This is a genomic window from Stappia sp. ES.058, assembly GCF_900105595.1.
Taxonomy (GTDB): Bacteria; Pseudomonadota; Alphaproteobacteria; order Rhizobiales; family Stappiaceae; genus Stappia.
Genome location: NZ_LT629784.1, coordinates 1,066,395 through 1,086,941, shown reverse-complemented (window position 1 = coordinate 1,086,941; position 20,547 = coordinate 1,066,395). Strand labels below are relative to the sequence as shown.

At 62.2% G+C, this 20,547-nt stretch carries 19 protein-coding genes and 1 pseudogene; 10 read left to right on the top strand and 10 right to left on the bottom strand.

Annotated features, from left to right (window positions below; translation table 11 throughout):
• Nucleotides 1-34: 34 nt before the first annotated feature.
• Nucleotides 35-991 (bottom strand): TAXI family TRAP transporter solute-binding subunit, encoded by a 957-nt coding sequence (locus tag BLU32_RS05135; RefSeq protein ID WP_093805283.1) that lies wholly within the window; start codon nucleotides 989-991, stop codon nucleotides 35-37.
• A gap of 279 nt (nucleotides 992-1,270) precedes the next feature.
• On the opposite strand from BLU32_RS05135, the gene BLU32_RS05130 reads away from it, so the two are divergent.
• From BLU32_RS05130 to BLU32_RS21625, 3 genes are all read left to right on the top strand, one after another.
• Nucleotides 1,271-1,714, top strand: coding sequence for a tellurite resistance TerB family protein (locus BLU32_RS05130; protein ID WP_093805282.1), 444 nt, complete (start codon nucleotides 1,271-1,273; stop codon nucleotides 1,712-1,714).
• A gap of 333 nt (nucleotides 1,715-2,047) precedes the next feature.
• On the top strand, nucleotides 2,048-2,440 hold the full coding sequence (locus tag BLU32_RS05125; protein ID WP_157727509.1) for a hypothetical protein: 393 nt from the start codon (nucleotides 2,048-2,050) through the stop codon (nucleotides 2,438-2,440).
• A gap of 5 nt (nucleotides 2,441-2,445) precedes the next feature.
• On the top strand, nucleotides 2,446-2,826 hold the full coding sequence (locus tag BLU32_RS21625) for a hypothetical protein (RefSeq protein ID WP_157727508.1): 381 nt from the start codon (nucleotides 2,446-2,448) through the stop codon (nucleotides 2,824-2,826).
• 171 nt (nucleotides 2,827-2,997) lie between these two features.
• Here BLU32_RS21625 and BLU32_RS05120 read toward each other — a convergent pair.
• Nucleotides 2,998-4,123: pseudogene (locus BLU32_RS05120) on the bottom strand (IS3 family transposase).
• A gap of 306 nt (nucleotides 4,124-4,429) precedes the next feature.
• Here BLU32_RS05120 and BLU32_RS05115 point away from each other — a divergent pair.
• From BLU32_RS05115 to BLU32_RS05095, 5 genes are all read left to right on the top strand, one after another.
• On the top strand, nucleotides 4,430-5,374 hold the full coding sequence (locus tag BLU32_RS05115) for an ABC transporter permease (RefSeq protein ID WP_093805280.1): 945 nt from the start codon (nucleotides 4,430-4,432) through the stop codon (nucleotides 5,372-5,374).
• Nucleotides 5,375-5,420: 46 nt separating this feature from the next.
• Nucleotides 5,421-6,236: an ABC transporter permease gene (locus BLU32_RS05110; RefSeq protein WP_093810619.1), complete on the top strand. Its 816-nt coding sequence runs from the start codon at nucleotides 5,421-5,423 to the stop codon at nucleotides 6,234-6,236.
• Between the two features lies 1 nt (nucleotide 6,237).
• Nucleotides 6,238-7,896 carry an ABC transporter ATP-binding protein gene (locus BLU32_RS05105; RefSeq protein ID WP_093805279.1) on the top strand — a complete coding sequence of 553 codons (1,659 nt, stop codon included), beginning with the start codon at nucleotides 6,238-6,240 and terminating at the stop codon, nucleotides 7,894-7,896.
• Entirely contained in the window at nucleotides 7,893-8,813 is a 921-nt protein-coding gene (locus BLU32_RS05100) for an ROK family protein (protein ID WP_244501796.1), read from the top strand. Before BLU32_RS05105 ends, BLU32_RS05100 begins: the two co-directional genes overlap by 4 nt.
• Before the next feature lie 108 nt (nucleotides 8,814-8,921).
• A complete protein-coding gene (locus BLU32_RS05095; RefSeq protein WP_093805278.1) occupies nucleotides 8,922-9,515 on the top strand; it encodes a YceI family protein in 594 nt (197 codons plus the stop codon).
• A 14-nt stretch (nucleotides 9,516-9,529) separates the two neighbouring features.
• Here the strand turns inward: BLU32_RS05095 and BLU32_RS05090 are convergent, their stop codons facing one another.
• The 8 genes from BLU32_RS05090 to BLU32_RS05055 all read right to left on the bottom strand — a co-directional run bounded on the left by BLU32_RS05090 (nucleotide 9,530) and on the right by BLU32_RS05055 (nucleotide 18,189).
• Nucleotides 9,530-10,210 carry a cupin domain-containing protein gene (locus BLU32_RS05090; protein WP_093805277.1) on the bottom strand — a complete coding sequence of 227 codons (681 nt, stop codon included), beginning with the start codon at nucleotides 10,208-10,210 and terminating at the stop codon, nucleotides 9,530-9,532.
• A 94-nt stretch (nucleotides 10,211-10,304) separates the two neighbouring features.
• Complete coding sequence (gene serA, locus BLU32_RS05085) at nucleotides 10,305-11,549, bottom strand: phosphoglycerate dehydrogenase (protein WP_093805276.1); 1,245 nt, start codon at nucleotides 11,547-11,549, stop codon at nucleotides 10,305-10,307.
• A 113-nt stretch (nucleotides 11,550-11,662) separates the two neighbouring features.
• On the bottom strand, nucleotides 11,663-12,529 hold the full coding sequence (locus BLU32_RS05080; RefSeq protein WP_093805275.1) for an N-formylglutamate amidohydrolase: 867 nt from the start codon (nucleotides 12,527-12,529) through the stop codon (nucleotides 11,663-11,665).
• 6 nt (nucleotides 12,530-12,535) lie between these two features.
• On the bottom strand, nucleotides 12,536-13,534 hold the full coding sequence (locus BLU32_RS05075) for an ABC transporter ATP-binding protein (protein WP_093805274.1): 999 nt from the start codon (nucleotides 13,532-13,534) through the stop codon (nucleotides 12,536-12,538).
• Nucleotides 13,531-14,532: an ABC transporter ATP-binding protein gene (locus BLU32_RS05070; RefSeq protein ID WP_093805273.1), complete on the bottom strand. Its 1,002-nt coding sequence runs from the start codon at nucleotides 14,530-14,532 to the stop codon at nucleotides 13,531-13,533. The genes BLU32_RS05075 and BLU32_RS05070 overlap by 4 nt, the downstream gene beginning before the upstream one ends.
• A 7-nt stretch (nucleotides 14,533-14,539) precedes the next feature.
• Nucleotides 14,540-15,445, bottom strand: coding sequence for an ABC transporter permease (locus tag BLU32_RS05065; RefSeq protein ID WP_244501795.1), 906 nt, complete (start codon nucleotides 15,443-15,445; stop codon nucleotides 14,540-14,542).
• 41 nt (nucleotides 15,446-15,486) lie between these two features.
• Nucleotides 15,487-16,464: an ABC transporter permease gene (locus tag BLU32_RS05060; protein ID WP_093805271.1), complete on the bottom strand. Its 978-nt coding sequence runs from the start codon at nucleotides 16,462-16,464 to the stop codon at nucleotides 15,487-15,489.
• Between the two features lie 132 nt (nucleotides 16,465-16,596).
• Nucleotides 16,597-18,189: an ABC transporter substrate-binding protein gene (locus BLU32_RS05055; protein ID WP_093805270.1), complete on the bottom strand. Its 1,593-nt coding sequence runs from the start codon at nucleotides 18,187-18,189 to the stop codon at nucleotides 16,597-16,599.
• Between the two features lie 210 nt (nucleotides 18,190-18,399).
• Between BLU32_RS05055 and BLU32_RS05050 the strand changes: the two genes are divergently transcribed.
• Together BLU32_RS05050 and argE are read left to right on the top strand one after the other, a co-directional pair.
• The gene (locus BLU32_RS05050; RefSeq protein WP_093805269.1) at nucleotides 18,400-19,332 is read left to right on the top strand and encodes a LysR family transcriptional regulator; all 933 of its coding nucleotides are present in this window, start codon (nucleotides 18,400-18,402) and stop codon (nucleotides 19,330-19,332) included.
• 22 nt (nucleotides 19,333-19,354) lie between these two features.
• Nucleotides 19,355-20,521, top strand: coding sequence for an acetylornithine deacetylase (gene argE, locus BLU32_RS05045; protein ID WP_093805268.1), 1,167 nt, complete (start codon nucleotides 19,355-19,357; stop codon nucleotides 20,519-20,521).
• Nucleotides 20,522-20,547 lie beyond the last annotated feature (26 nt).

Sequence of the window (20,547 nt, the reverse complement as noted above, 5' to 3'; positions counted from 1 at the left end):
TCGCCTATCGGCACGGCGCGCAAGGCGCAAGCGCTTACTTCTGCGCGTCGCTCAGCTCGACGCCGCGCTCGGCATAGTAACGCTGAGCGCCGGGGTGGATCTTGCCGGTGATGTTGGCGAGAAGCGCTTCCGACACGCCGTTCCACCAGGGCGCATCGGCACCCATCCTGTCCTTCTGCTCCCAGAAGGTCTTGGTCAACTCGTAGGCGGTGTCGTCATCCATTGCCGCGGTCGTGAAGGCGACGACGGGAAGCGACGTTGTCACGATGTCCTCGCCCTGCCCGGCGTAGGTTCCGGCCGGAATCACCAGCTTGGTGCGCTTGGTCTCGGCGATCTGCTCGTCCGTCAGCGACAGGATCGAGACGCCCGTTCCGGCGGCCGCCTCGATCACATTCGGAGCAGGCCAGGAGCCGGCGGTGACGAAGCCGTCGATCTGGCCGTTCTTGAGCGCGGGGCCGGCGTTCGACAGTTCCACGTCGGCGAGCGTCACCTTGTCCTTCAGCCCGAAAAGGTCGAGATATTTCTCGCCCTCGCGCGCGCCGAAACTGCCCTTGCCGAGCAGGATGGTCTTGCCGGCGAGATCGGCGAAGGTCTCGACGCCCGCGTCGTCGCGCACGACGAAATGCATGGTCAGCGAGGGGATCGGAAAGAGCGCGCGGATGTCGGCGAATTTCGCGTTCTCCTTGCCCTCGAACATCGCCTTGCCGCCCTTGGCGAGCGAAACGAGAACCGGCGGCGTGGTGAAGACGTAATTGCCCGGACGCACGGCCGCTTCCATGACGTTCTGCACCGAGCCCTGGCTTTCTTCCAGGGTGACGATGATGTCGCCGTCCGTACCGGCCTTGATGGCTTCCGCGATCTGCACGCCCATCTGGTAGTAGGACGAGCCGGCGGAGGCGGACTTGTAGGTGATGCGGGTTTCGGCGGCGGCCGACAGCGGCAGAAGCGCCAGCGCCGAGGCGGCAATGGCCAGCTTGCTCCAGATGTTCATGTATCCTCCCGGGGAGTTTCTTGTTGCGTCAATGGGTGCGTTTCGCCCGCCCGCCCGAGCGGTGAGCAGGGAACGACCCGGGAGGCCGAGACTAATGCGCCCGGCGCCGCCTTGCACGCATGAAGATTAAGAGGGCATTTCAGAGATGTTTCACACACCTCGCGACAGTTACGGGATCGCACTCGAACCTACGATCTGCAAGTTGCAATTGCCTGGAAAACATGCTGTAATATCTATCCTAGGTAGCAGCAAAGTCTCAGCGCAAAAGGAATATTTCAAATGGGACTGTTCGGTAACTTGGGAGGAAAGAGCCCACTCGAAAAGGACTTCAACATCCATGAGGCGGTTAGCGGCGTGCTACTAAGTGTCGTTGCGAGCGACGGCGACATTTCCGATGAGGAAGTCGATGCGTTCAACTTCGTCGTGAACCGGCATGCTATTTTCTCTAGCCAGGCGCCTCATGACTTCCGCAAAATGATCGATGCGCAGTTCTCAATCCTGAGAAAAAATGGTTGGGAAACGCTTGCCGAAAAAGCGGCTTCACATGTGCCACCCAATCTGAGTGGCACGGTTTTCGCCCTAGCCGTCGATTTTGTATTGGCAGATGGTCAAGTCGAAAGCGCAGAGGAGCAACTCATCGAATCCCTCAGACGCAAGCTGGGGATCGATGAAGATGATGCGAAGAGCGTTATCCAAGTCCTTGCTCTGAAGAATGGCGTCTAGCTTTTATTATTGCATTCTGCCGATATGAAGCGATGGTACTTATTTATTTCTACGAGTAAGAAAAATATTTTCACGTGACAATTCATATTTAGGAGCTTGATATTGTTCGAGTATTGAAATCTCCCAACTAAAAATTATAAATTTCTCCGAAACAGAGGAATAGAATTGATGAATTAATTAGATTTGAATCGGCGAAATTCTCTATTTCGAAGGAAATCAAAGCAGAAGTAAAAATTCGCATATCGCACTTTGGATTTCAGTGATGCGGTCGGGTTGGTGTTATTAGCTATCATATCTTTAAAAAACTAAAATGGCTTATAGAGGGCGGCGAACATGAGCGATTTCACATTTTCTGATCTTGGTCGGGTGCATTGGGGTTCAACACTGAAGTTGACAGCGGCTCGAGGTTTTTTTGCTGGTTTGGTCTGGGCAATTATTTTATCGTTCGGCCAGACCGCTGCACCCGGGGGCACGGTGATTGCTTGGCCATTTATCTGGGCTGTAGCGGCGCTTCCGCTGGCGCTGCTTCTTCAATTCGTAGGAATGATTTTCGGCGCGATCATGCCGCTCCTTGGTTTATGGTTCAACTTCATCGGATCACTCATCATTTGTATCGGTGATCCGATAGTGTACCTGATCAATCGGTCTTTTCCAAGTCTGCTGAACATCGCCGATTTGAGCTTCCTCAACTTCAGGCCAATGATATTCATAACTTATCCTGATTAAATAAAATGAAACAACACATCCGAAAAGAAGATTTCGACATAACAGAAGATCTATTGATCCTCGGCGGTAGAGTATTAAAAGGAAGCTCTGTCGTTTTTGCGCATGTGGAGAAACGCATTTCATCAGAGTTAATAGGCTTTGGTATTGCGATTTTGATCTGTATGAGCGTCAGTGCCGTTGCAGCGAGCAATGCGCCAAGAGCAACAATTGCTCTGTTCGCGTTGGCTGCACTATTGTCACTTGGGGCATGTCGTGAAATTCGTCGTCCATTTGTGCTTGTGATGGAGCTCTACCAGATTGGACGATTTGAAGTACGAGGTTTCACAGAGCAGGAAGCAGTTTCAGCGGAGCGGTTGCTGGATGAACTTCGCAGAGGCAATCGCTGAGAGGCTTGGTTGAAGAGCGGGAGCGTTTCCGGAAAAGCAAATTATTGATTGGCATGGTTCAGCAGAAAGAGTTCTCAGATTTCGCTGTGCTAAGTTCATGAAACCCAAGCGTACATCGAATATGGGAAGCACGGCATTGGAGAGCCCCCAAAGGGTGGTTCGGGTTGAATGTTATTGCATGGTCGGCTGTCGGTCCATGTGGACGATGCTTTCCGGTGCGGGTGGACAGTATCCCAAGACGCTATGTGGCCTGACGGTGTTGTAGTGTCGCCGCCATTCCTCGATGATGATGCGGGCTTCCTTCAGGAAATAGAAGATCTCGTCATTGAACAGTTGGTCGCGGAACCTGGCGTTGAAGCTTTCGATGTATCCGTTTTCCCATGGTGATCCGGGCTCGATATATGCGGTCTTGGCGCCGACGGCCACGATCCGGCCGCGAACCTTCTTGGCGATGAACTCCGGGCCATTGTCCAAGCGGATGAACTCGGGCGGGCCACGCAGGATGAAGAGATCGGTGAGGGCATCGACCACGTCGATCGAGTTGAGCTTGCGATCGACCTGGATCATCAAGGCCTCCTTGCTGAACTCGTCGATGATGTTCAGCGTTCGATAAGCCCGCCCGTCATGGGTGCGATCCTGCACGAAGTCGTAGGACCAGACATGGTTCGGTCGTTCCGGTCTGAGCCGGATACAGGAACCGTCATTGAGCCAAAGCCGGCCCTTCTTCGGATGTTTCGGTGGAACCTTCAGCCCTTCGCGTTTCCAGATGCGTTCGACCCGCTTGTGGTTCACATGCCAGCCGGACAAGTTGAGCAGACCCGGGACCACCTCAACCCGTAGCGTCCATATTGGCGGGCGAGTTCGATGATGTCTTCGGTCAGCTGTTCTTCATCCGGCCGGCCACGCGGAACCTTGCGTTGCGTGGAACGATGCTGTCCCAGGATACGGCAGGCCCGGCGTTCAGATATGCTAAAACTCTGCCGCACATGATCGATGCATTTGCGCCGACGCGAAGGGCTCCGAAGTTTCCCCGCGCAGCTTCTGTCAGGATCAACTTGTCCAGGGTGAGATCCGAAACCGCTCGACGCAGCTGCTGGTTCTCTTTCTTCAGCTCCTTCAGCCGCTTGAGCTGATCACGTTTCATGCCGCCATATTGCTTGCGCCACCTGTAGTAGGTCTGTTGGGTCGTAGCGATCTGGCGCAGGGCATCCGCAATCATCATGCCTTGACCCTGCAGCACCTCAACCTGGCGCAGCTTTGATACGATCTCCTCGGGCTTGTCTCGCTTTCCAGCCATTCTTTGGTCCTCCTAAATGCGGGATAACCTATCACCCTCGGTGGACCACTTCATGGGGGCTACTCCAGATCATCGAGGAAATCCTGAGTCTAACCGGGGCAACGTCATCCCGCGCAGAACCCGACCACGTAGTTGGTTTCGTGAACATTATTGTTTTTTTGGACCAAGATGTTTCAAATTCATCAGGAAGACCCCTCAGCAAATGCGAGCGCTAAATTCAGATTACGCATCAACCTCCCCCCTTCCCCGGGTCTCCCTTCCTCTATAGCCTCAAGACACGCTTGAGAGATTCCCGCCGGAGACCCGATGCTGGTCTATGCCGCCAAACGTTTCGCCAGCCTCGCTGCGACGCTTCTCGTCGCGACGCTTCTGGTATTCGTGGTGCTGGAGATCCTGCCGGGCGATCCTGCGCAGCTGATGCTCGGGCTGAACGCGCAGGACGACACGCTCGCCGCGCTGCGCGAAGAGCTCGGCCTCGACCAGCCGGCCTGGATCCGCTACCTCGCCTGGATCGGCGGCTTTGCGACCGGGGATCTCGGCACGTCCTACACCTATTCCGTACCGGTCTCCGAACTGGTCGCGGATCGCGCCGTCGTGTCCCTGCCGCTGGCGCTGATCGCGCTGGCGCTTTCCACCGTGATCGCCATACCCGTCGGCGTCCATGCCGCGCGCCACCGCGGCGGCTGGCAGGACAGCGGCATCATGGCGTTGACGCAGGTCGGCATCGCCATCCCCAATTTCTGGTTCGCCATGCTGCTGGTCTACGTCTTTGCGGTCATGCTGAGGATCGCGCCCTCCGGTGGCTTTCCGGGCTGGGAGGCAGGCGTCTTTCCGGCGTTGCAGGCGCTGGTGCTTCCGGCCATCGCACTCGCCCTGCCGCAGGCGGCCATCCTTGCGCGCGTCATGCGCTCCGCGCTGATCGACGCGCTGCATGAGGACTATGTGCGCACCGCGCGCGCCAAGGGACTGACCCGTCACGCGACCCTGTGGCGCCATGCGGTGCGCAACGCCTTCATTCCCGTTCTGACGATCCTCGGCCTGCAGTTCTCCTTCCTGATCGCCGGCACGATCATCATCGAGAACGTCTTCTATCTGCCGGGCTTGGGGCGGCTGATCTTTCAGGCGATCACCCAGCGCGACCTGATCGTGGTGAAGAGCGTCGTCGTGCTTCTGGTCGCAACGGTCATTGTGGTGACCTTCCTCGTCGACATGGCCTATGCGGTGACCGATCCGCGCCTGAGGAAGCGGTGAACCCGTGAGCCAGACCCCGCCCGCCCTGCCACTGGTCTTTCTGCTTTTGCGCCACCGCACGCTGCTCGCCGGCGGCGCCATCGTCACGCTGGTGCTGGTGGCGGCCCTCGTCTCGCTGGTGTGGACCCCCTATGCGATCGACGCGCTCTCCGTCGCCGACCGGCTGAAGGGATCGTCCCTGGCGCATCCGCTCGGCACGGATCAATACGGCCGCGACATGCTGTCGATGCTGATGGTCGGCGCGCGCACATCCATCGCCGTAGCGCTGGTGGCGGTGGGGATCGGCGTATGCCTCGGCGTGCCCCTCGGATTGATCGCCGCCGCACGTGGCGGCTGGCTCGACGAGGCACTGATGCGCTTCAACGATCTCGTCTTTGCCTTTCCCGCACTTCTGTCGGCTGTCATGATCACCGCGTTGTTCGGCGCCGGCGCGGTGAATGCGATCATCGCCATCGGCATCTTCAACATTCCCGTTTTCGCCCGGGTGGCGCGCGGCGGCGCGCTCGCCACCAAGTCGCGCGAGTTCGTGCTGGCGGCTCGGGTGTCGGGCAAGGGCGAGATCCGTATTATCGTCGAACACATCCTGCCCAATATCGCCAACCTCCTGATCGTGCAGGGCACCATCCAGTTCTCGCTCGGCATCCTGGCCGAAGCCGGGCTGTCCTATGTCGGCCTTGGCGCGCAGCCGCCGCTGGCCTCCTGGGGACGGATGCTGAACGAGGCGCAGACGATGATGATGCTGGCGCCGACTCTTGCGCTCTATCCGGGGCTCGCGATCGTCGTCACCGTGATCGGGCTCAACCTGCTCGGGGACGGTTTGCGCGACCTGCTGGATCCGCGGCTGAAACGGCGGGTGAACTGAGATGCTGTTTCAGGCGCGGGACCTCACGGTCGGCATTCACGGAAAACAGATCCTGAAAGGCGTCAGCTTCGACATCCGTGCCGGCGAGACGCTTGGCCTCGTCGGCGAAAGCGGTTCCGGAAAATCGATGACGGCGCTGGCCGCAATGGGCCTTCTGCCTCATGGCGCAGAGCCCGATGGACGCCTTCTGCTCGACGGTCGCGACCTTCTGCAGATGCGCGAAGCCGAGATGTGCCGCTTGCGCGGCCGGCGCATCGGCATGGTGTTCCAGGAGCCGATGACCGCGCTGAACCCGGTCAAGACGATTGGCGACCAGATCGCCGAAGGGGTTCTCTGGCATATGCGCACGTCCCGTGCGGTTGCGGCGGAACGCGCGGCGGACCTACTCGACCGGGTGGGCCTGACGCGCGCGCGCGTCACCGGTGAGCGCTATCCGCATCAGCTCTCCGGGGGACAACGCCAGCGCGTGGTGATCGCGATGGCGATCGCCTGCCGCCCCGACCTCTTGATCGCGGACGAACCGACGACCGCACTCGATGTCACCATCCAGGCGCAGATCCTCGCGCTGATCCAGGAGATCGTCGACGAAAACCGCATGGGCTGCCTGCTGATCAGCCACGATCTCGCCGTGGTGGCGCAGATGGCGGAGCGTGTCGCGATCATGCGCGACGGCGAAATCGTGGAAGCGGGACAGACCGGGCCACTCTTCGCCAATCTCACGCATCCCTATTCCAGGGCGCTGATGGCCGCGTCCAACCATGTGCCGATCCGTGCCCGGCGGCCGATCCGTCCGGGCCGGGCTGCCTCCGACGAATTGCTCCTGAGCGTTCGCGACATCGTTCGCAGCTACCCGCAGCCGCGCAAACGCTTCTTCGAAAAGCCGCGCCGGCTGACCGCCGTCAAGGGCGTGAGCTTTGACATTCGCGCCGGCCAGAGCATCGGCCTCGTCGGGGAATCGGGTTGTGGCAAGTCCACGCTGGCGCGCAGCCTGCTGGCGCTCGAGGCCCCGGACAGCGGCACGCTGACGATCCTGGGACGCGATCCGTTTTCCGCGCGCGGCGATGCCCGCGAGGCCGTGCACCGCGCCGTGCAGGTGGTGTTTCAGGACCCCTACGGCAGTTTCAATCCGCGCCATCGCATCGGCCGGGTGGTGGCGGAACCGCTGCATCTGTTGCGCGGAGAAATCGGGGCGAATGAAAAGCGCGACCGCGTCATGCAAGCCCTGAGCGAGGTGGGGCTTTCGCCCGATGACGCCGGGAAATACCCGCACGAGTTTTCCGGCGGGCAACGCCAACGCATCGCCATCGCCCGTGCACTCGTCACACGACCGCGCCTGATCATCGCCGACGAGCCGGTCTCCGCGCTCGATGTCTCGATCCGCGCGCAGGTCCTCGACCTGCTGGCCGGCTTGCGCGCCAGGCTCGGCCTCGCCTATCTCTTCATCTCGCATGATTTGAGCGTGGTGCGTGCGATCACCGACGAGGTGATGGTGATGAACGGCGGAAAGATTGTGGAGCGCGGGCGCACGGCGCGCGTCTTCGACCATCCCCGACACCCCTATACGCGCATGCTGGTTGCCGCAGCCCCCGACCTCAAGACGGCACTGGCTGCACGCAGGGCGAGGGACGCCGAGCAACAGGAAGACGAGCAGACACCATGATGCAGGAGACTTCGCGCCGGCTCAGGATCGGGATCGACTGGGGCGGCACCAAGATGGAGGCCATCGCCCTCGACGGCGCGGGCACGGAGCGCTTTCGCCAGCGGGTCACCACACCGCGTGACGACTATCATGGCTGTATCGGTGCGGTCGCCGCCCTGGTGGAGGCAGCCGAAGCCGCAACCGGCGAGACCGGCAGCGTAGGGCTCGGCATCCCGGGATCGCTGTCGCCGGCGACCGGGCTCGTCAAGAACGCCAATTCCACCTGGATGAACGGACAACCGCTCGACCGCGACCTCGAAGCCACCCTCGGCCGGCCGGTGCGCATTCAAAACGACGCCAACTGCCTGGCCGTTTCGGAAGCAACGGACGGCGCGGGCGCCGGCCGGCATATCGTGCATGCGATCATCGTCGGGACCGGATGCGGCTCGGGCATCGCCATCGACGGGGTGGCCCATCGCGGCGCCAACGGCATCGGCGGGGAATGGGGCAACATTCCCGTGCCCTGGATGACGGAGGACGAATTTCCCGGTCCCGATTGCTGGACCGGCCATCGCGGAACCATCGACCGGATGTGCTCCGGCACCGGGTTTCAGTGGGACTATGAGCGCGTGACCGGCACCGCGGCGACCGGGCATGAAATCGTCGCCCGCGCCCGCGCCGGAGAGCAAGAGGCAAAGGCCGCGCTGGAGCGCTACATCTCGCGGCTGGCCCGGGCGATGGCGATGGTCGCGAATATCCTGGACCCGGATGTCTTCGTGCTGGGCGGCGGCATGTCGAATGTGGACGAACTCTATTTACGCCTTCCCGACCTGATGGCCCCCTATATCTTCTCCGACCAGTATTCCGTTCCGATCCGAAAGGCGAAACACGGCGACAGCTCCGGCGTGCGCGGCGCCGCCTGGCTCTGGAACGACTGACAGACCGGCTGCCCCCTCCCCAGACGGCGCCATGGCTCCTATATGATGGTTCATGCGGCTTTTCGCCGACAACGGCAGGGGGCCGCGTCACACCACAGGGAGGACAGAATGCGTCGTCTCACACTTACAGCACTGTCGGGTCTTGTTGCGCTCGGCGTCTCATTCGCGTCACCGGCGGCCGCCGAGCCGCGCGACTTCAAAATCGATCCGGCCCATTTTTCCATTGTTTTCAATGCCGAGCACATCGGTTACGCGCCGACCTGGGGCATGTTCCTCAAAGGCAAAGGCTCCTTCACCTTCGACGAGGACACGCGCGCGCTTTCCGATCTTTCGGTCACCATTCCCGCCGGCAGCGTGTTTTCCAATCACGAGCGCCGCGACGAGCATTTGCGCTCAGACGACTTTCTTTCAGCCGAAACGCATCCCGACATCACCTTCGTGATGACCTCAAACGCGGAAGAGACACCGCGCAGCGGCACGGTGACCGGAGATCTCACGATTCGCGGCGTGACCCGCCCGGTGACGCTCGACGTCACCTTGAACAAGGTCGGACCCTACCCCTTCGGCGACACCTTTGTGGTCGGCATCAGCGCGCGAACCACGCTGAAGCGGTCCGAGTTCGGTATGACCTATGCGGTGGAAAACGGGCTGGTCGGCGATGAGGTGCCGATCCGCATCGATCTGGAAGCAATCCGGCAGTAGGGCGTAAAAGGCGCTCAGCCGGTCGCGGGCGCGCGGACGTCGCGCAGGTGGCCGGTCTTGACGAAGACGCGCGCGCCTTGCGCGCCGGCCGTTGCATCGAGCCTTGCGCCCACCGGCAGGCGGAGCCACCCGTCCCGGCCAAAGACCTCGTCGCCGTGACGCAGGCTGCCTGCAAGCACGAGGAGTTCCGCGCCGCCTTCGACCGCGAGATCGACGTGCGCATTCGGCTCCCAGAATTCCAGGCGCACGTCCTCGCGGCCATCGGCAAACAGCGGCAGGACGGAGACACCGGGCCGGTCGCGATGCGGGACCGGTGAGGCCTTGCTGGTGTCGACGATCACATGGCTCCGGTCGGCGGGGTCGAACTGCCAGAGCTTGACGAAGATGACGCAGCCGTCCCTGGAGGCGGGCGTATGGCTCGATCCCGGCGGATTGCGCACATAAGTGCCGGCCGGATAATCGCCGTGCTCGTCCTGAAACACCCCTTCCAGCACGAAGAACTCCTCGCCACCGCCATGGGTATGCGCGGAAAAGGCGCTTTCCGCATCGTAGCGCACGATGGAGGTGGCGCGGGCGACCTCGTCGCCGATGCGGTCGAGCATGCGCCGGCTGACGCCGGGCATCGGCGACGCCCGCCATTCCAGCTCGCCCGCATGCACGGCGGCAGGCCGTTCGAATTCCGCATTGAGATCCATCGCGACCGTCTCCTTGAGCCGCCCCGGGGGCGTGATTTCGAAACGTCAGGATGGGGCGACGGCGAATGCGGTCAAGAGCCCGCTCGCTTGCGCCCTACACCCGGTTGAGAAGCCGCGCGCGGATCGTGCCCGAGAGCTTGCGGATTTCCTCAAGCAGGGTCACCGCGTTGTCGACCGGCCCGTCGGCATCGAGCACGACGTAACCGACTTCGCCATCGGTTTGATAATGCTGCGCGGCGATGTTGACCTTCCATCTGGCGAAGAGGTCGTTGAGCTTGCCGAGTTCGCCGGGCGCATTGCGCTGGACCTGGATGAAGCGGGTGTTCTCGGTCCCCTTGGGCAGCTGCACCTGGGGGAAGTTCACAGCACCGATGGTCGAGCCGACGTCGGAATATTCCACCAGCCGGCGGGCGACTTCCTCGCCGATGCGTTCTTGCGCCTCTTCCGTCGATCCGCCGACATGCGGCGTCAGGATCACATTGTCCAAACCGCGCAGCGGCGAGACGAACTCCTCGTCGTTCGACTTCGGCTCGCTCGGGAAAACATCGACCGCAGCGCCGGCGAGATGCCCCGATTTCAGCGCATCGGCCAGCGCGTCGATATCAAGCACGGTGCCGCGCGCGTTGTTGATCAGATAGGCGCCCTTTTTCATGGCGGCGATTTCGGCGCGGCCGATCATGCCGCGTGTTTCCGGCGTCTGCGGCAGATGGAGGGAGACCACGTCCGAGACCGCCAACAGGTCGTTCAGCGTCGCTGTCGGTTCGACATTGCCGTGACGCAGCTTGTCGGTCTGATCGAAATAGATCACCCGCATGCCCATCGCCTCGGCCAGCATTGAGAGCTGCGAGCCGATGTTGCCGTAGCCGACGATGCCGAGCGTCTTGCCGCGCACTTCGTTGCTGCCGGCCGCGCTTTTCAACCACCGGCCATTGTGCGCGGCCATCGACTTCTGGAATGTGCCGCGCACCAGCATGACGATTTCCGCCACGGTCAATTCCGCAACGCTGCGCGTGTTGGAAAACGGTGCGTTGAAGACCGTGATGCCGCGCCGATTCGCGCTCACCAGATCGACCTGATTTGTGCCGACGGAGAAACACCCCACGGCGACAAGGGTCTGCGCCGCTTCCAGGATCTCCGCATCGACCTGGGTGCGCGAGCGAATACCGAGAATATGGACGCCTTGAAGCGCCTCCTTCAGGGCCTCCTTGTCGAGTGCCGTCTTGTGGCGCTGGACATTGGTGTAGCCGGACGCGGCCAGTACGGTGGTCGCGGACGGGCTGATGCCCTCAAGCAGCAACCAGCGGATCTGGTCCTTGGGGCGAGACAGACCGGTGTTCATGAGCGTTTCCGTGATCCTGGGACAAGCGCGCGGACGAGGCGCGCGGGAAGAGCTTGCGCTCTCGTGCCCTGTCCGGACCCAGATTTCAACTGCTCACCGCAGCGAAGGCGGGGCTATCTTGCCGCGACCCAATCGCGCAGGTCGCGCAGAAACACGCTCAGCCGCTGCTGAGTGTCCGAGAAATCCGCTGTCTTTTCATAGGTTTCGACGTTCATGTAGAGCGCGCGGTTGACCTCGACCTGCAGACTGTGGACACCATTCTCTGGGTCTCCGTGCCGGGCCAGGATCTCCGCCCCCTTGAAGGGATCGTTGATCGCGACGGAAAAACCGAGACGGCCCAGAATCCGCTTGGCAGCCTCGATGAAGCCGGGCTCGCAGCTTTGGCCCTCGCGGTCCGACAGGACAATGTCGGGTCGCAAGCCGCCCGTTGTGTCTTCATGCATGGCGTTTGCAACCGGCTGCATGGAATGCAGATCGAGATGATAGACGCCCCGCCCCGCCCCGCGGGTCTCCTTCAAGAGCGCAGCAAGGCTTGCGTGATAGGGCCGCCAGCAACGCGAAAGGCGCGCCTCATAGTCGGAACGCGCCAGCGGCGAGGCCAGCAACGGCGCGCCGTCCGGAGGCGTCGCGGTCCACACGACACCCTTGCCGAGCCGGGCCTTTGCGCTTGGCGCAAGCACCAGACCGTCACCGTCGGCCAACGTTTCGGGAGACAGGTCGTCGAAGGCCCGGTTCACATCGCAATAGATCCGCCCGAAGCGGGCCGCGAGCAACGGCAGTCCGAGATCGGGTGCGGCGCCGAACAGCTCATCGACATACATGTCCTCCGCGCGACGGTAGCGCGATGGCGGCTGGAGCGGATCGAAGTCCGGCGGATAAACCGTCCCCGAATGCGGGCTGTCGAGCACAAGCGGCGCCAGCACACGCGCCGGCCGGCGGACCTCGATCATCGTGCCATCGGCGGGCCTGCCGTCTGCCATAACCCGCTATCCGTCGTTCAAATGGCAGGCGGAGAGGCGTCCCGGCGCGATCTCGCGCAGCGCCGGAGCTTCCTCGCGACAACGCGCAAATGCCCGCGGGCAGCGTGGATGGAAGTGACACCCCGGCGGCGGATTGATCGGCGACGGAATCTCTCCCTTGATCGGCTGGAAGACACGCTTGCGCGTGTCAATGCGCGGAACCTCATCCAGAAGTGCCTGCGCGTATGGGTGGTTCGGCCCGGCGAAAAGGTCTTCCGTCGGCGACACCTCGACCACCCGGCCCAGATACATGATCACCACCCGGTCGGAGAGATGCTCCACGACCCCCAGATCGTGCGAGATGAACAGATAGGTCAGGCCCAGCTCTTCGCGCAGATCCATGAACAGGTTGAGCACCTGCGCCTGGATGGAGACGTCGAGCGCGGCGATGCTTTCGTCGCACACGAGGAAATCCGGCTCCACGGCAAGCGCGCGGGCGATGCCGACGCGCTGGCGCTGACCGCCGGAAAACTGATGCGGATAACGCATCCGGAAGTCCGGATCGAGACCGACGCGCAGCAGCATCTTGTCGACGTAGTCATCGACCTCGCCGGCCGAAATCAGGCCATGGACGCGCGGCGCCTCGCCAACGATATCGCGCACCCGCATGCGCGGGTTGAGCGAGGACATGGGATCCTGGAAGATCATCTGGATCTTCAAGAGGGCATCGCGGCGCTCGGCGCCGGTCAGCGTCGAGATATCCTTGCCACGCCAGTAGACCTTGCCGTCGCTCGCCCCATGCACGCCGGCGACAACACGCCCGAGCGTGGACTTGCCGCAGCCGCTTTCGCCGACGAGGCCGACAACCTCGCCATCGGCGATTTCCATGGAGACGCGGTCGACTGCATGCACGACCTCTTCCCGCCTGTCGCCGCCCAACAGGTTGACGATCTTTTCAGCGGTATCCAGACGCTTGGAAAAGCGTTTGGAGACGCCCTCAAGCCGCATCAGGGGCTGCTTGCTCATACCGAGCCTCCTTCGATCGCCGGCTCGTCCGCATGATGCGGATGGTGACAGCGTACCGCCCGGTGTCCGTCCGCGGCCGCAAGCTCCGGCATCGTCGTACAGGCGGCATCGGCGCGCGGACAGCGCGCGGCGAAGCTGCATCCCGGCGGCAGGGCCAGCAGCGACGGCGCCATGCCGGGGATCTGGGTCAGCCGCCGGCCCCGCCGATTGTGGCTCGGCACCGAGCCGATCAGCCCGCGCGTGTAGGGATGAAGCGGACCGTCGAGCACCTCGCCCACCGGTCCTTCCTCCACGATACGCCCGGCGTACATCACCGCAACACGATCCGCGAGGCCGCCGACGACCGCGAGGTCATGGGTGATCCAGATCATCGCGAGACCGGTATCGGCGCAAAGCTTTTGCACCTCGTAGAGGATCTGCGCCTGGATGGTGACATCGAGCGCGGTCGTCGGTTCGTCGGCGACGATCACGTCCGGCTCGTTTAGGAGCGCAATGGCAATCGCCACACGCTGTCGCATGCCGCCCGAGAACTGGTGCGGATAGGCGACCAGACGCTCATCCGGCGAGGGAATGCCGACGCGGGCAAGTGCCGCGCGGGCGCGCTCGCGGGCCGCCTCTTCCGATACGTGTTCATGCGCGCGGATGGCCTCGATCATCTGCGTATCGACCCGCAGGACCGGGTTGAGGGTCATCATCGGGTCCTGGAAGATCATCGCGATCTTGCGTCCGCGCAAGGACCGCCAGGCGCTTTCCGATTTGCCGACAAGTTCCTCGCCGCCGAGACGGATCGATCCGTCGACCACACGTCCGGGCGGATCGACAAGTCCCATCATCGAAAAACCGGTCACGGTCTTGCCGGAACCGCTTTCACCGACGATGCCGAGCACCTCTCCGCGTGCCAGCGAGAAGGACACGCCGTCGACAGCGCGCGCAATGCCGGCCTTGGTGAAAAAATGCGTCTTGAGATCCTTGACCTCCAGGACGGGTGGCTCGCTCATTCCGTCCTCACTTTTGCAGTCGGGGGTTCAACACATCGCGCAGCTGGTCGCCGACCATGTTGATGGAAACGATGGTGATCAGGAGGGCAACACCGGGGAAGACGGCGATCCAGTATTTGCCCGACAACATGTAGTCGAAACCGTTGGCGATCAGCAGCCCCAGCGATGGTTCGGTCGGCGGCAGGCCGACGCCGAGGAAGGACAGCGTCGCTTCCAGCGCGATCGCATGGGCCGTTTGCACGGTGCCGACGACGATCAGCGGCGCAACACAATTGGGCAGGATATGGCGGAAGATGATGCGGGCATGACCGAGCCCCAGGCACGCGGCCGCCTCGACGTACTCGCGACGGCGCTCCACAAGCGCGGAGGCGCGCACGGTGCGCGCATAATAGGCCCATTGCGCCACCACCAGCGCGATGATGATCTTGTCGACGCCCTTGCCGAGGATCGCCAGCAGGATCAACGCGATCAGCACGGCGGGAAGCGACAGCTGCAGGTCGACAACGCGCATGATCAGGTTCTCGGTGCGCCCGCCCGCATAGGCAGCCGCCAGCCCGACACTCATGCCGACGATGATGGCGATGATGCCGGACGCCACGCCCACGGACAGCGAGATGCGCAATCCGTAGAAGATCGCGGACAGCAGATCGCGCCCGGCGCCGTCCGTGCCGAGCAGGAACGGCGTTCCGTCCATCGCGAAACTGCCCGGCGGCAGGCGCGCGTTGAAAATCGACACGACGGCGAGATCATAGGGGTCCTGCGGCGAAATCCAGGGCGCGAAAATCGCGATCAGGATGATCAGGAACAGGACGACCGCCGCTCCCACCGCAAGCGGACTGTCGGAATAATCCGACAGGAAGCGTCGCAAGGGCGTGTCGACCTTGGCGCTTTGAGCCTCTGTCGTATCTGTCACGGTCGGGGTGTCCAATGGATCGCTGGTGCTCATGGGTCCACTCAGTTTCCGCGGTCGGCGAGCCGCACGCGCGGATCGAGAAGCGAGTAGACAATGTCGACCAGGAGGTTGATGACGACGAACAGGAAGACGATCATCATCAGGTAGGCGACGATGACCGGCCGGTCGAGCTGCTGGATGGATTCGATCAGAAGCTTGCCCATGCCAGGCCAGGCGAAAATGGTTTCCGTCACGACGGAGAATGCGACCAGTGACCCGAATTCCAGCCCAAGCACTGTCACCACGGGGATGAGAATGTTCTTCAAGAGGTGCACGCCGACAATGCGATTGCGTGACAACCCCTTGGCGCGCGCGAACTTGATGTAGTCCTGCAGCATGGCCTCGCGCGTGCCGGCGCGCGTCAGGCGAATGACGAGCGAGATCTTCAGGAGCGCAAGGTTCAGTGCCGGCAGCGCCAGATGCCGCAGGCCGTCAAGGGTCAGAAACGAGAGCTGGACGCCGAACACATCGACGGTGTCCCCGCGCCCGGTCGACGGCAGCCACCCGAGCACCACCGCAAAAACCATGATCATCATGATGCCGACCCAGAAGGTGGGCAACGAAAAGCCCAGAATCGAGCCGGCCATGATTGTCTTGGAGGTCTTGCTGTCAGGATAAAGGCCGGCGTAGAGGCCGAGCGGAATGCCGAAAACCACCGCCAGGAACAGCGCCGCAAAGGCAAGTTCCAGCGTTGCCGGCATACGCTGGACGATCAGGCCCAGCGCGGATTCGCCGAAGACGAAGGACTGACCGAGATCGCCCTGGATGGCGCTGGTCAAGAACGCCCAGAACTGCTCCCAGATCGGCCGGTCGAGACCGAGTGCGCGCGTGACCTGCTCGATGTCGGCCTGGTCCATGTCGGGCGAAACGAACATGTAGACCGGATCGCCGACCATATGGATGCCGAAGAACACGATGCAGGCCATGGCGACCATCACGAGCGCGCTCTGCAGGAGGCGGCGAAGAATGAAAACGCTCATGGTCCGGGGTATCCTGGGCCGGAGTTCAAGGCCGCGACGATCACGAAGCGAACGCGCAATGCGGGATCCGGACTGCTGGCTGCAAAAAGCGGAAGCGGCCGGGAAACCCCGGTCGCTTCCGCCGGTACAGGATCAGTCCTTCACCACACCGTAGGCGACGGTGTACTCGTCCGTGCGGGGGATGTAGCTCAGCCCCTTGCGGCTCGCCCAGGTGTTGACCTGATAGTGGATCGGAATGATCGCGAGATCCGCAATCGCCATTTCCGTTGCCTTGGCCAGCAGATCCTGACGCTTCTGATCGTCGACCTCGGCGAGCGCCGCCTCGATCACCGCATCAACTTCAGGATTGGAATAACGGCCACGGTTTGCGGTACCCATTCCCTTGTCCGGGTCGAAAGTGGCGATCAGCGCGCGCAATGGCGAAGACGCCTCACCCGAGCCGGCACCCCAGCCAACGAGAATAAGCGAGAACTCGGGAAGGCCTTCCGCGCCACGCGAAGCGCGTGAAAAATAGACCGACCGCGGAAGTGTCTCGACCTTCGTCTTGATGCCGATGCTGGTCAGCATCTGGGCAATGCCCTCGACGATCTTGGCGTCGTTGACATAGCGATCGTTGGGGCCATGGATCGTCAGCTCGAAGCCATCTGGCAAGCCGGCTTCCGCCAGAAGCGCCTTGGCTGCTTCGGGGTCATAGCTTTCCGGCTCGAGGTTTTCGGATACTCCGAAGAACCCTTCCGGCAGAAGCTGACCGGCGGGGATCGAAAGCCCTTCCATGACGCGGTCGCGGATCAGTTCGCGCGAGATCGCCTTGGAAATCGCAAGACGCACCTTCTGGTCCATCAGCGGGTTCTTTATGTCGCCGCCGCCGTTCGCGTTCACGAACGGCGAGTCCTCGCGGAACTGGTCGATGTGAAGATAGATGACGCGGTTCGACACGCCCTGCGACAGGGTGACGTCGTCGCGCGCCTTCAGCGTTTCGATGTCGGTCGTCGGCACGCCGCTGATCACATCGACGTCGCCGGCGAGAAGGGCTGCAACGCGCGAGGGACCGGACTTGATCGGCTTGATCGTGACCGTGTCCCAGGCAGGCTTGTCGCCCCAGTAGTCATCGTTGCCCTCAAGCACGATGCGGTCGCCGGGAACATATTCGACGAACTTGAAGGGTCCGGTTCCGGCCGCAGCTTCACCCGAGTTGAACGCCTCGGTGGTGCCGTCGCAGCCGGTCTCGTTGGATATGATCGCGACATTGCCCACGTCGTTGACCATCAGCGGATAGGGCGCTTCAGTCTTCACGTGCACCGTGTAGTCATCGATCTTCTCGAAGCTCTTCCCCTTGATGTAGGTGGAAAAGCCCGCCGGGGAGTTCGGCACATTCGGGGCGCGCTCGAAGGTGCAGATCACATCGTCGGCGTTGAAGTCGGTTCCGTCGTGGAACTTCACGCCCTCGCGCAGCTTGAATTCCCAGGTCGTCGGGTTCACCGGCTTCCAGGACACCGCAAGGCCCGGCTTGAAGTTCTGACGCTCGTCGGGGTTCGCCAGGCGATCGTAGATCATGAAGCCCAGCTGGTTGTTGGGCCCGAGATTGTGGAAATGCGGATCTACGGACGTCGCCTCCGAAGCCACACCGATCGTAATGTCCTCGGCAGCGGCCGGCCCGGCCAGGGCAACGGCGGAACACGCCGTACCCAAAATCGCGCACACCAATGGCGCCTTGGTAAATTTCATCAGGAAAATCTCCCCTCCGTATCCCTCTGGAATTTCGAACAGCCGGAGCGGGATCGGATGAATCTCCGGCTGGTTGCGACCGTCCTCTTTTGTGGAACGGCTTCATCTTGTTCATGAGGCTATTATGCGATTATATGATGGACAATCGAAAAACGATAACTAAAAAACATAGCTCTATTCTTGTCGTAAATACCTACCCTTGAGGTCTCCATGACACGCGCCGCGGGCGACGGCAGCCACCGAAACGGCTTGACCCTTCGCGAACTCGAAGTTCTGCGGGCGGTCATCACCGAGGGCAAGACGACGGCAGCCGCCCACAAGCTCGGCATCTCGCAACCCGCAGTGAGCCGCGCCATCCAGCAACTCGAGGCACGTCTGGGACGCGAATTGTTCCATCGCTCGGGCAACAAGATCCAGCCGACATCGGAAGGCCTGGCCTTCAACGAGCAGATCGAGCCGATCTTCGCGACGCTTGCCCGCCTGGAAACCACCGCCAGCGACGACAGCAACGCAAAACGGCTGCGGATCGCCGCGCCTCCCACGCTGAGCCACCATCTGCTGACCGGACTGATCGCCGGTTTCCTCAAGGAACATCCGGAGACCAGCATTCACCTGGAAATCGGCATGTCGACCACGGTGGCCGCGGCGGTCGCGGACGAAAACGCCGACCTCGGCATCAGCGACCACCTGATTCGCCACGACGGATTGCGCATGCACCCGTTCCGCCATGCCATTGCCCATGCCGCGATTCCCTCCGACCATCGGCTCGCGGACAAAACGGAAATCACGGCCGAAGACATGGCGGGGGAACCGTTCATTGCCCTCACCCGTCGCTTTCACCAGCGCAATGTCTACGACAGGATCTTCGCCGAGCGCGGCATCCATCGCGAGATCAAGGTCGAAACGGCGACCAGCATCGCCATTTGCGAACTGGTGCGATCCGGCATCGGACTTGGCCTCGTAAACCCTTTTCCGGTGGGGCAGTGCCGGATAGAAGGGGTGGAATTCCGCCGTTTCACACCCCGCGTGGACTATCTCACCCAGTTTTTCATGCCATCCGGCAAGGTGACCCCTATCGCGCAGCGGTTTATCGAACACGCCCGCCGAGCGGTCCCGGCCGACGCCTATTCACACCCGGCCTGACGGCCGCCAAAGGACGACCGACATGTTAACCTCAGCAAGACCCGTTGCGGCGCAGATCCTCACCGATCTCGTGGCCTTCGATACGACCAGCCGCAATTCAAACCTGGCCCTGATCGCCTATGTCGAGGACTTCCTGGCAAAGCGCGGTGTCTCGTCCACCCGCATTCCGGACGAAACCGGCGAGAAAGCCAACCTGCTTGCGACGATCGGTCCGCGTGACGTGCCGGGTTACGTTCTTTCAGGGCATACCGACGTCGTGCCGGTCGACGGCCAGGACTGGGCGAGCGACCCGTTTTCGCTGGAAGAACGCGACGGCCTTCTCTACGGGCGCGGCTCCTGCGACATGAAGGGGTTTTTGGCCTGCTGTCTCGCCAAGGTCGACGACATGCTGGCCCGCGACCTGAAAGCGCCGATCCATCTCGCCTTTTCCTACGACGAGGAAGTCGGCTGCAAGGGCGTTCCAAGCCTGATCCGCAAGCTGGTCGAGACCGTCGCCATGCCGCGCGCCTGTTTCGTCGGCGAGCCGACCGAAATGCAGGTGATCGTCGGCCACAAGGCGAAGCGCTCCTACAAGGCCATCGTCACGGGCCGGACCTGCCATTCCTCGCTGGCGCCGCAGGGCGTCAACGCCGTCGACTATGCCGCCATGCTGGCACTGAAGGTCCGCGAGATGGGCAAGACGCTGGCCAGCGGGATGAGCGACGATCTCTACGACGTTCCGGTCACGACTGCGCACACAGGCATCCTCCAGGGCGGAACGGCGCTCAACATCGTGCCCGACCGGGCCGAGCTGTCCTTCGAATTCCGCGCCCTGCCGGCCGAGGACGTCGACACGCTGGTCGACGAGGTTATGCGCTACGCCCGCGAGGAACTCGAACCGGAGATGCAGGCAATCGCGCCTGAAACCGGCATTTCCTTCGAACAGATCTCGAGCTTTCCGGGCCTCGACACTGAGATTGATGCGGAAGTCACGCGGCTGGCCAAACGGCTCGCCGGGCGCAACGACCACGCCAAGGTCGCCTATGGAACCGAAGGCGGCCGATTTGTCGAGATCGGCGCGGTGCCGACCGTCGTCATCGGGCCGGGCTCCATCGAACAGGCACACAAGGCGGACGAGTTCATCGCCGTCTCCGAGCTGGAGAAATGCGGCGCCTTCCTCAACAAGGTCCTCGACGAGGCCTGCGGCTGACGCCCGGCACCGTTTCCTTCCACCAT

Bases quoted from the DNA above. Each gene is read 5' to 3' on its own strand.
- BLU32_RS05135 (WP_093805283.1), bottom strand. From the start codon at position 991: ATGAACATCTGGAGCAAGCTGGCCATTGCCGCCTCGGCGCTGGCGCTT.
- BLU32_RS05130 (WP_093805282.1), top strand. From the start codon at position 1,271: ATGGGACTGTTCGGTAACTTGGGAGGAAAGAGCCCACTCGAAAAGGAC.
- BLU32_RS05125 (WP_157727509.1), top strand. From the start codon at position 2,048: ATGAGCGATTTCACATTTTCTGATCTTGGTCGGGTGCATTGGGGTTCA.
- BLU32_RS21625 (WP_157727508.1), top strand. From the start codon at position 2,446: ATGAAACAACACATCCGAAAAGAAGATTTCGACATAACAGAAGATCTA.
- BLU32_RS05115 (WP_093805280.1), top strand. From the start codon at position 4,430: ATGCTGGTCTATGCCGCCAAACGTTTCGCCAGCCTCGCTGCGACGCTT.
- BLU32_RS05105 (WP_093805279.1), top strand. From the start codon at position 6,238: ATGCTGTTTCAGGCGCGGGACCTCACGGTCGGCATTCACGGAAAACAG.
- BLU32_RS05100 (WP_244501796.1), top strand. From the start codon at position 7,893: ATGATGCAGGAGACTTCGCGCCGGCTCAGGATCGGGATCGACTGGGGC.
- BLU32_RS05095 (WP_093805278.1), top strand. From the start codon at position 8,922: ATGCGTCGTCTCACACTTACAGCACTGTCGGGTCTTGTTGCGCTCGGC.
- BLU32_RS05090 (WP_093805277.1), bottom strand. From the start codon at position 10,210: ATGGATCTCAATGCGGAATTCGAACGGCCTGCCGCCGTGCATGCGGGC.
- serA (WP_093805276.1), bottom strand. From the start codon at position 11,549: ATGAACACCGGTCTGTCTCGCCCCAAGGACCAGATCCGCTGGTTGCTG.
- BLU32_RS05080 (WP_093805275.1), bottom strand. From the start codon at position 12,529: ATGGCAGACGGCAGGCCCGCCGATGGCACGATGATCGAGGTCCGCCGG.
- BLU32_RS05075 (WP_093805274.1), bottom strand. From the start codon at position 13,534: ATGAGCAAGCAGCCCCTGATGCGGCTTGAGGGCGTCTCCAAACGCTTT.
- BLU32_RS05070 (WP_093805273.1), bottom strand. From the start codon at position 14,532: ATGAGCGAGCCACCCGTCCTGGAGGTCAAGGATCTCAAGACGCATTTT.
- BLU32_RS05060 (WP_093805271.1), bottom strand. From the start codon at position 16,464: ATGAGCGTTTTCATTCTTCGCCGCCTCCTGCAGAGCGCGCTCGTGATG.
- BLU32_RS05055 (WP_093805270.1), bottom strand. From the start codon at position 18,189: ATGAAATTTACCAAGGCGCCATTGGTGTGCGCGATTTTGGGTACGGCG.
- BLU32_RS05050 (WP_093805269.1), top strand. From the start codon at position 18,400: ATGACACGCGCCGCGGGCGACGGCAGCCACCGAAACGGCTTGACCCTT.
- argE (WP_093805268.1), top strand. From the start codon at position 19,355: ATGTTAACCTCAGCAAGACCCGTTGCGGCGCAGATCCTCACCGATCTC.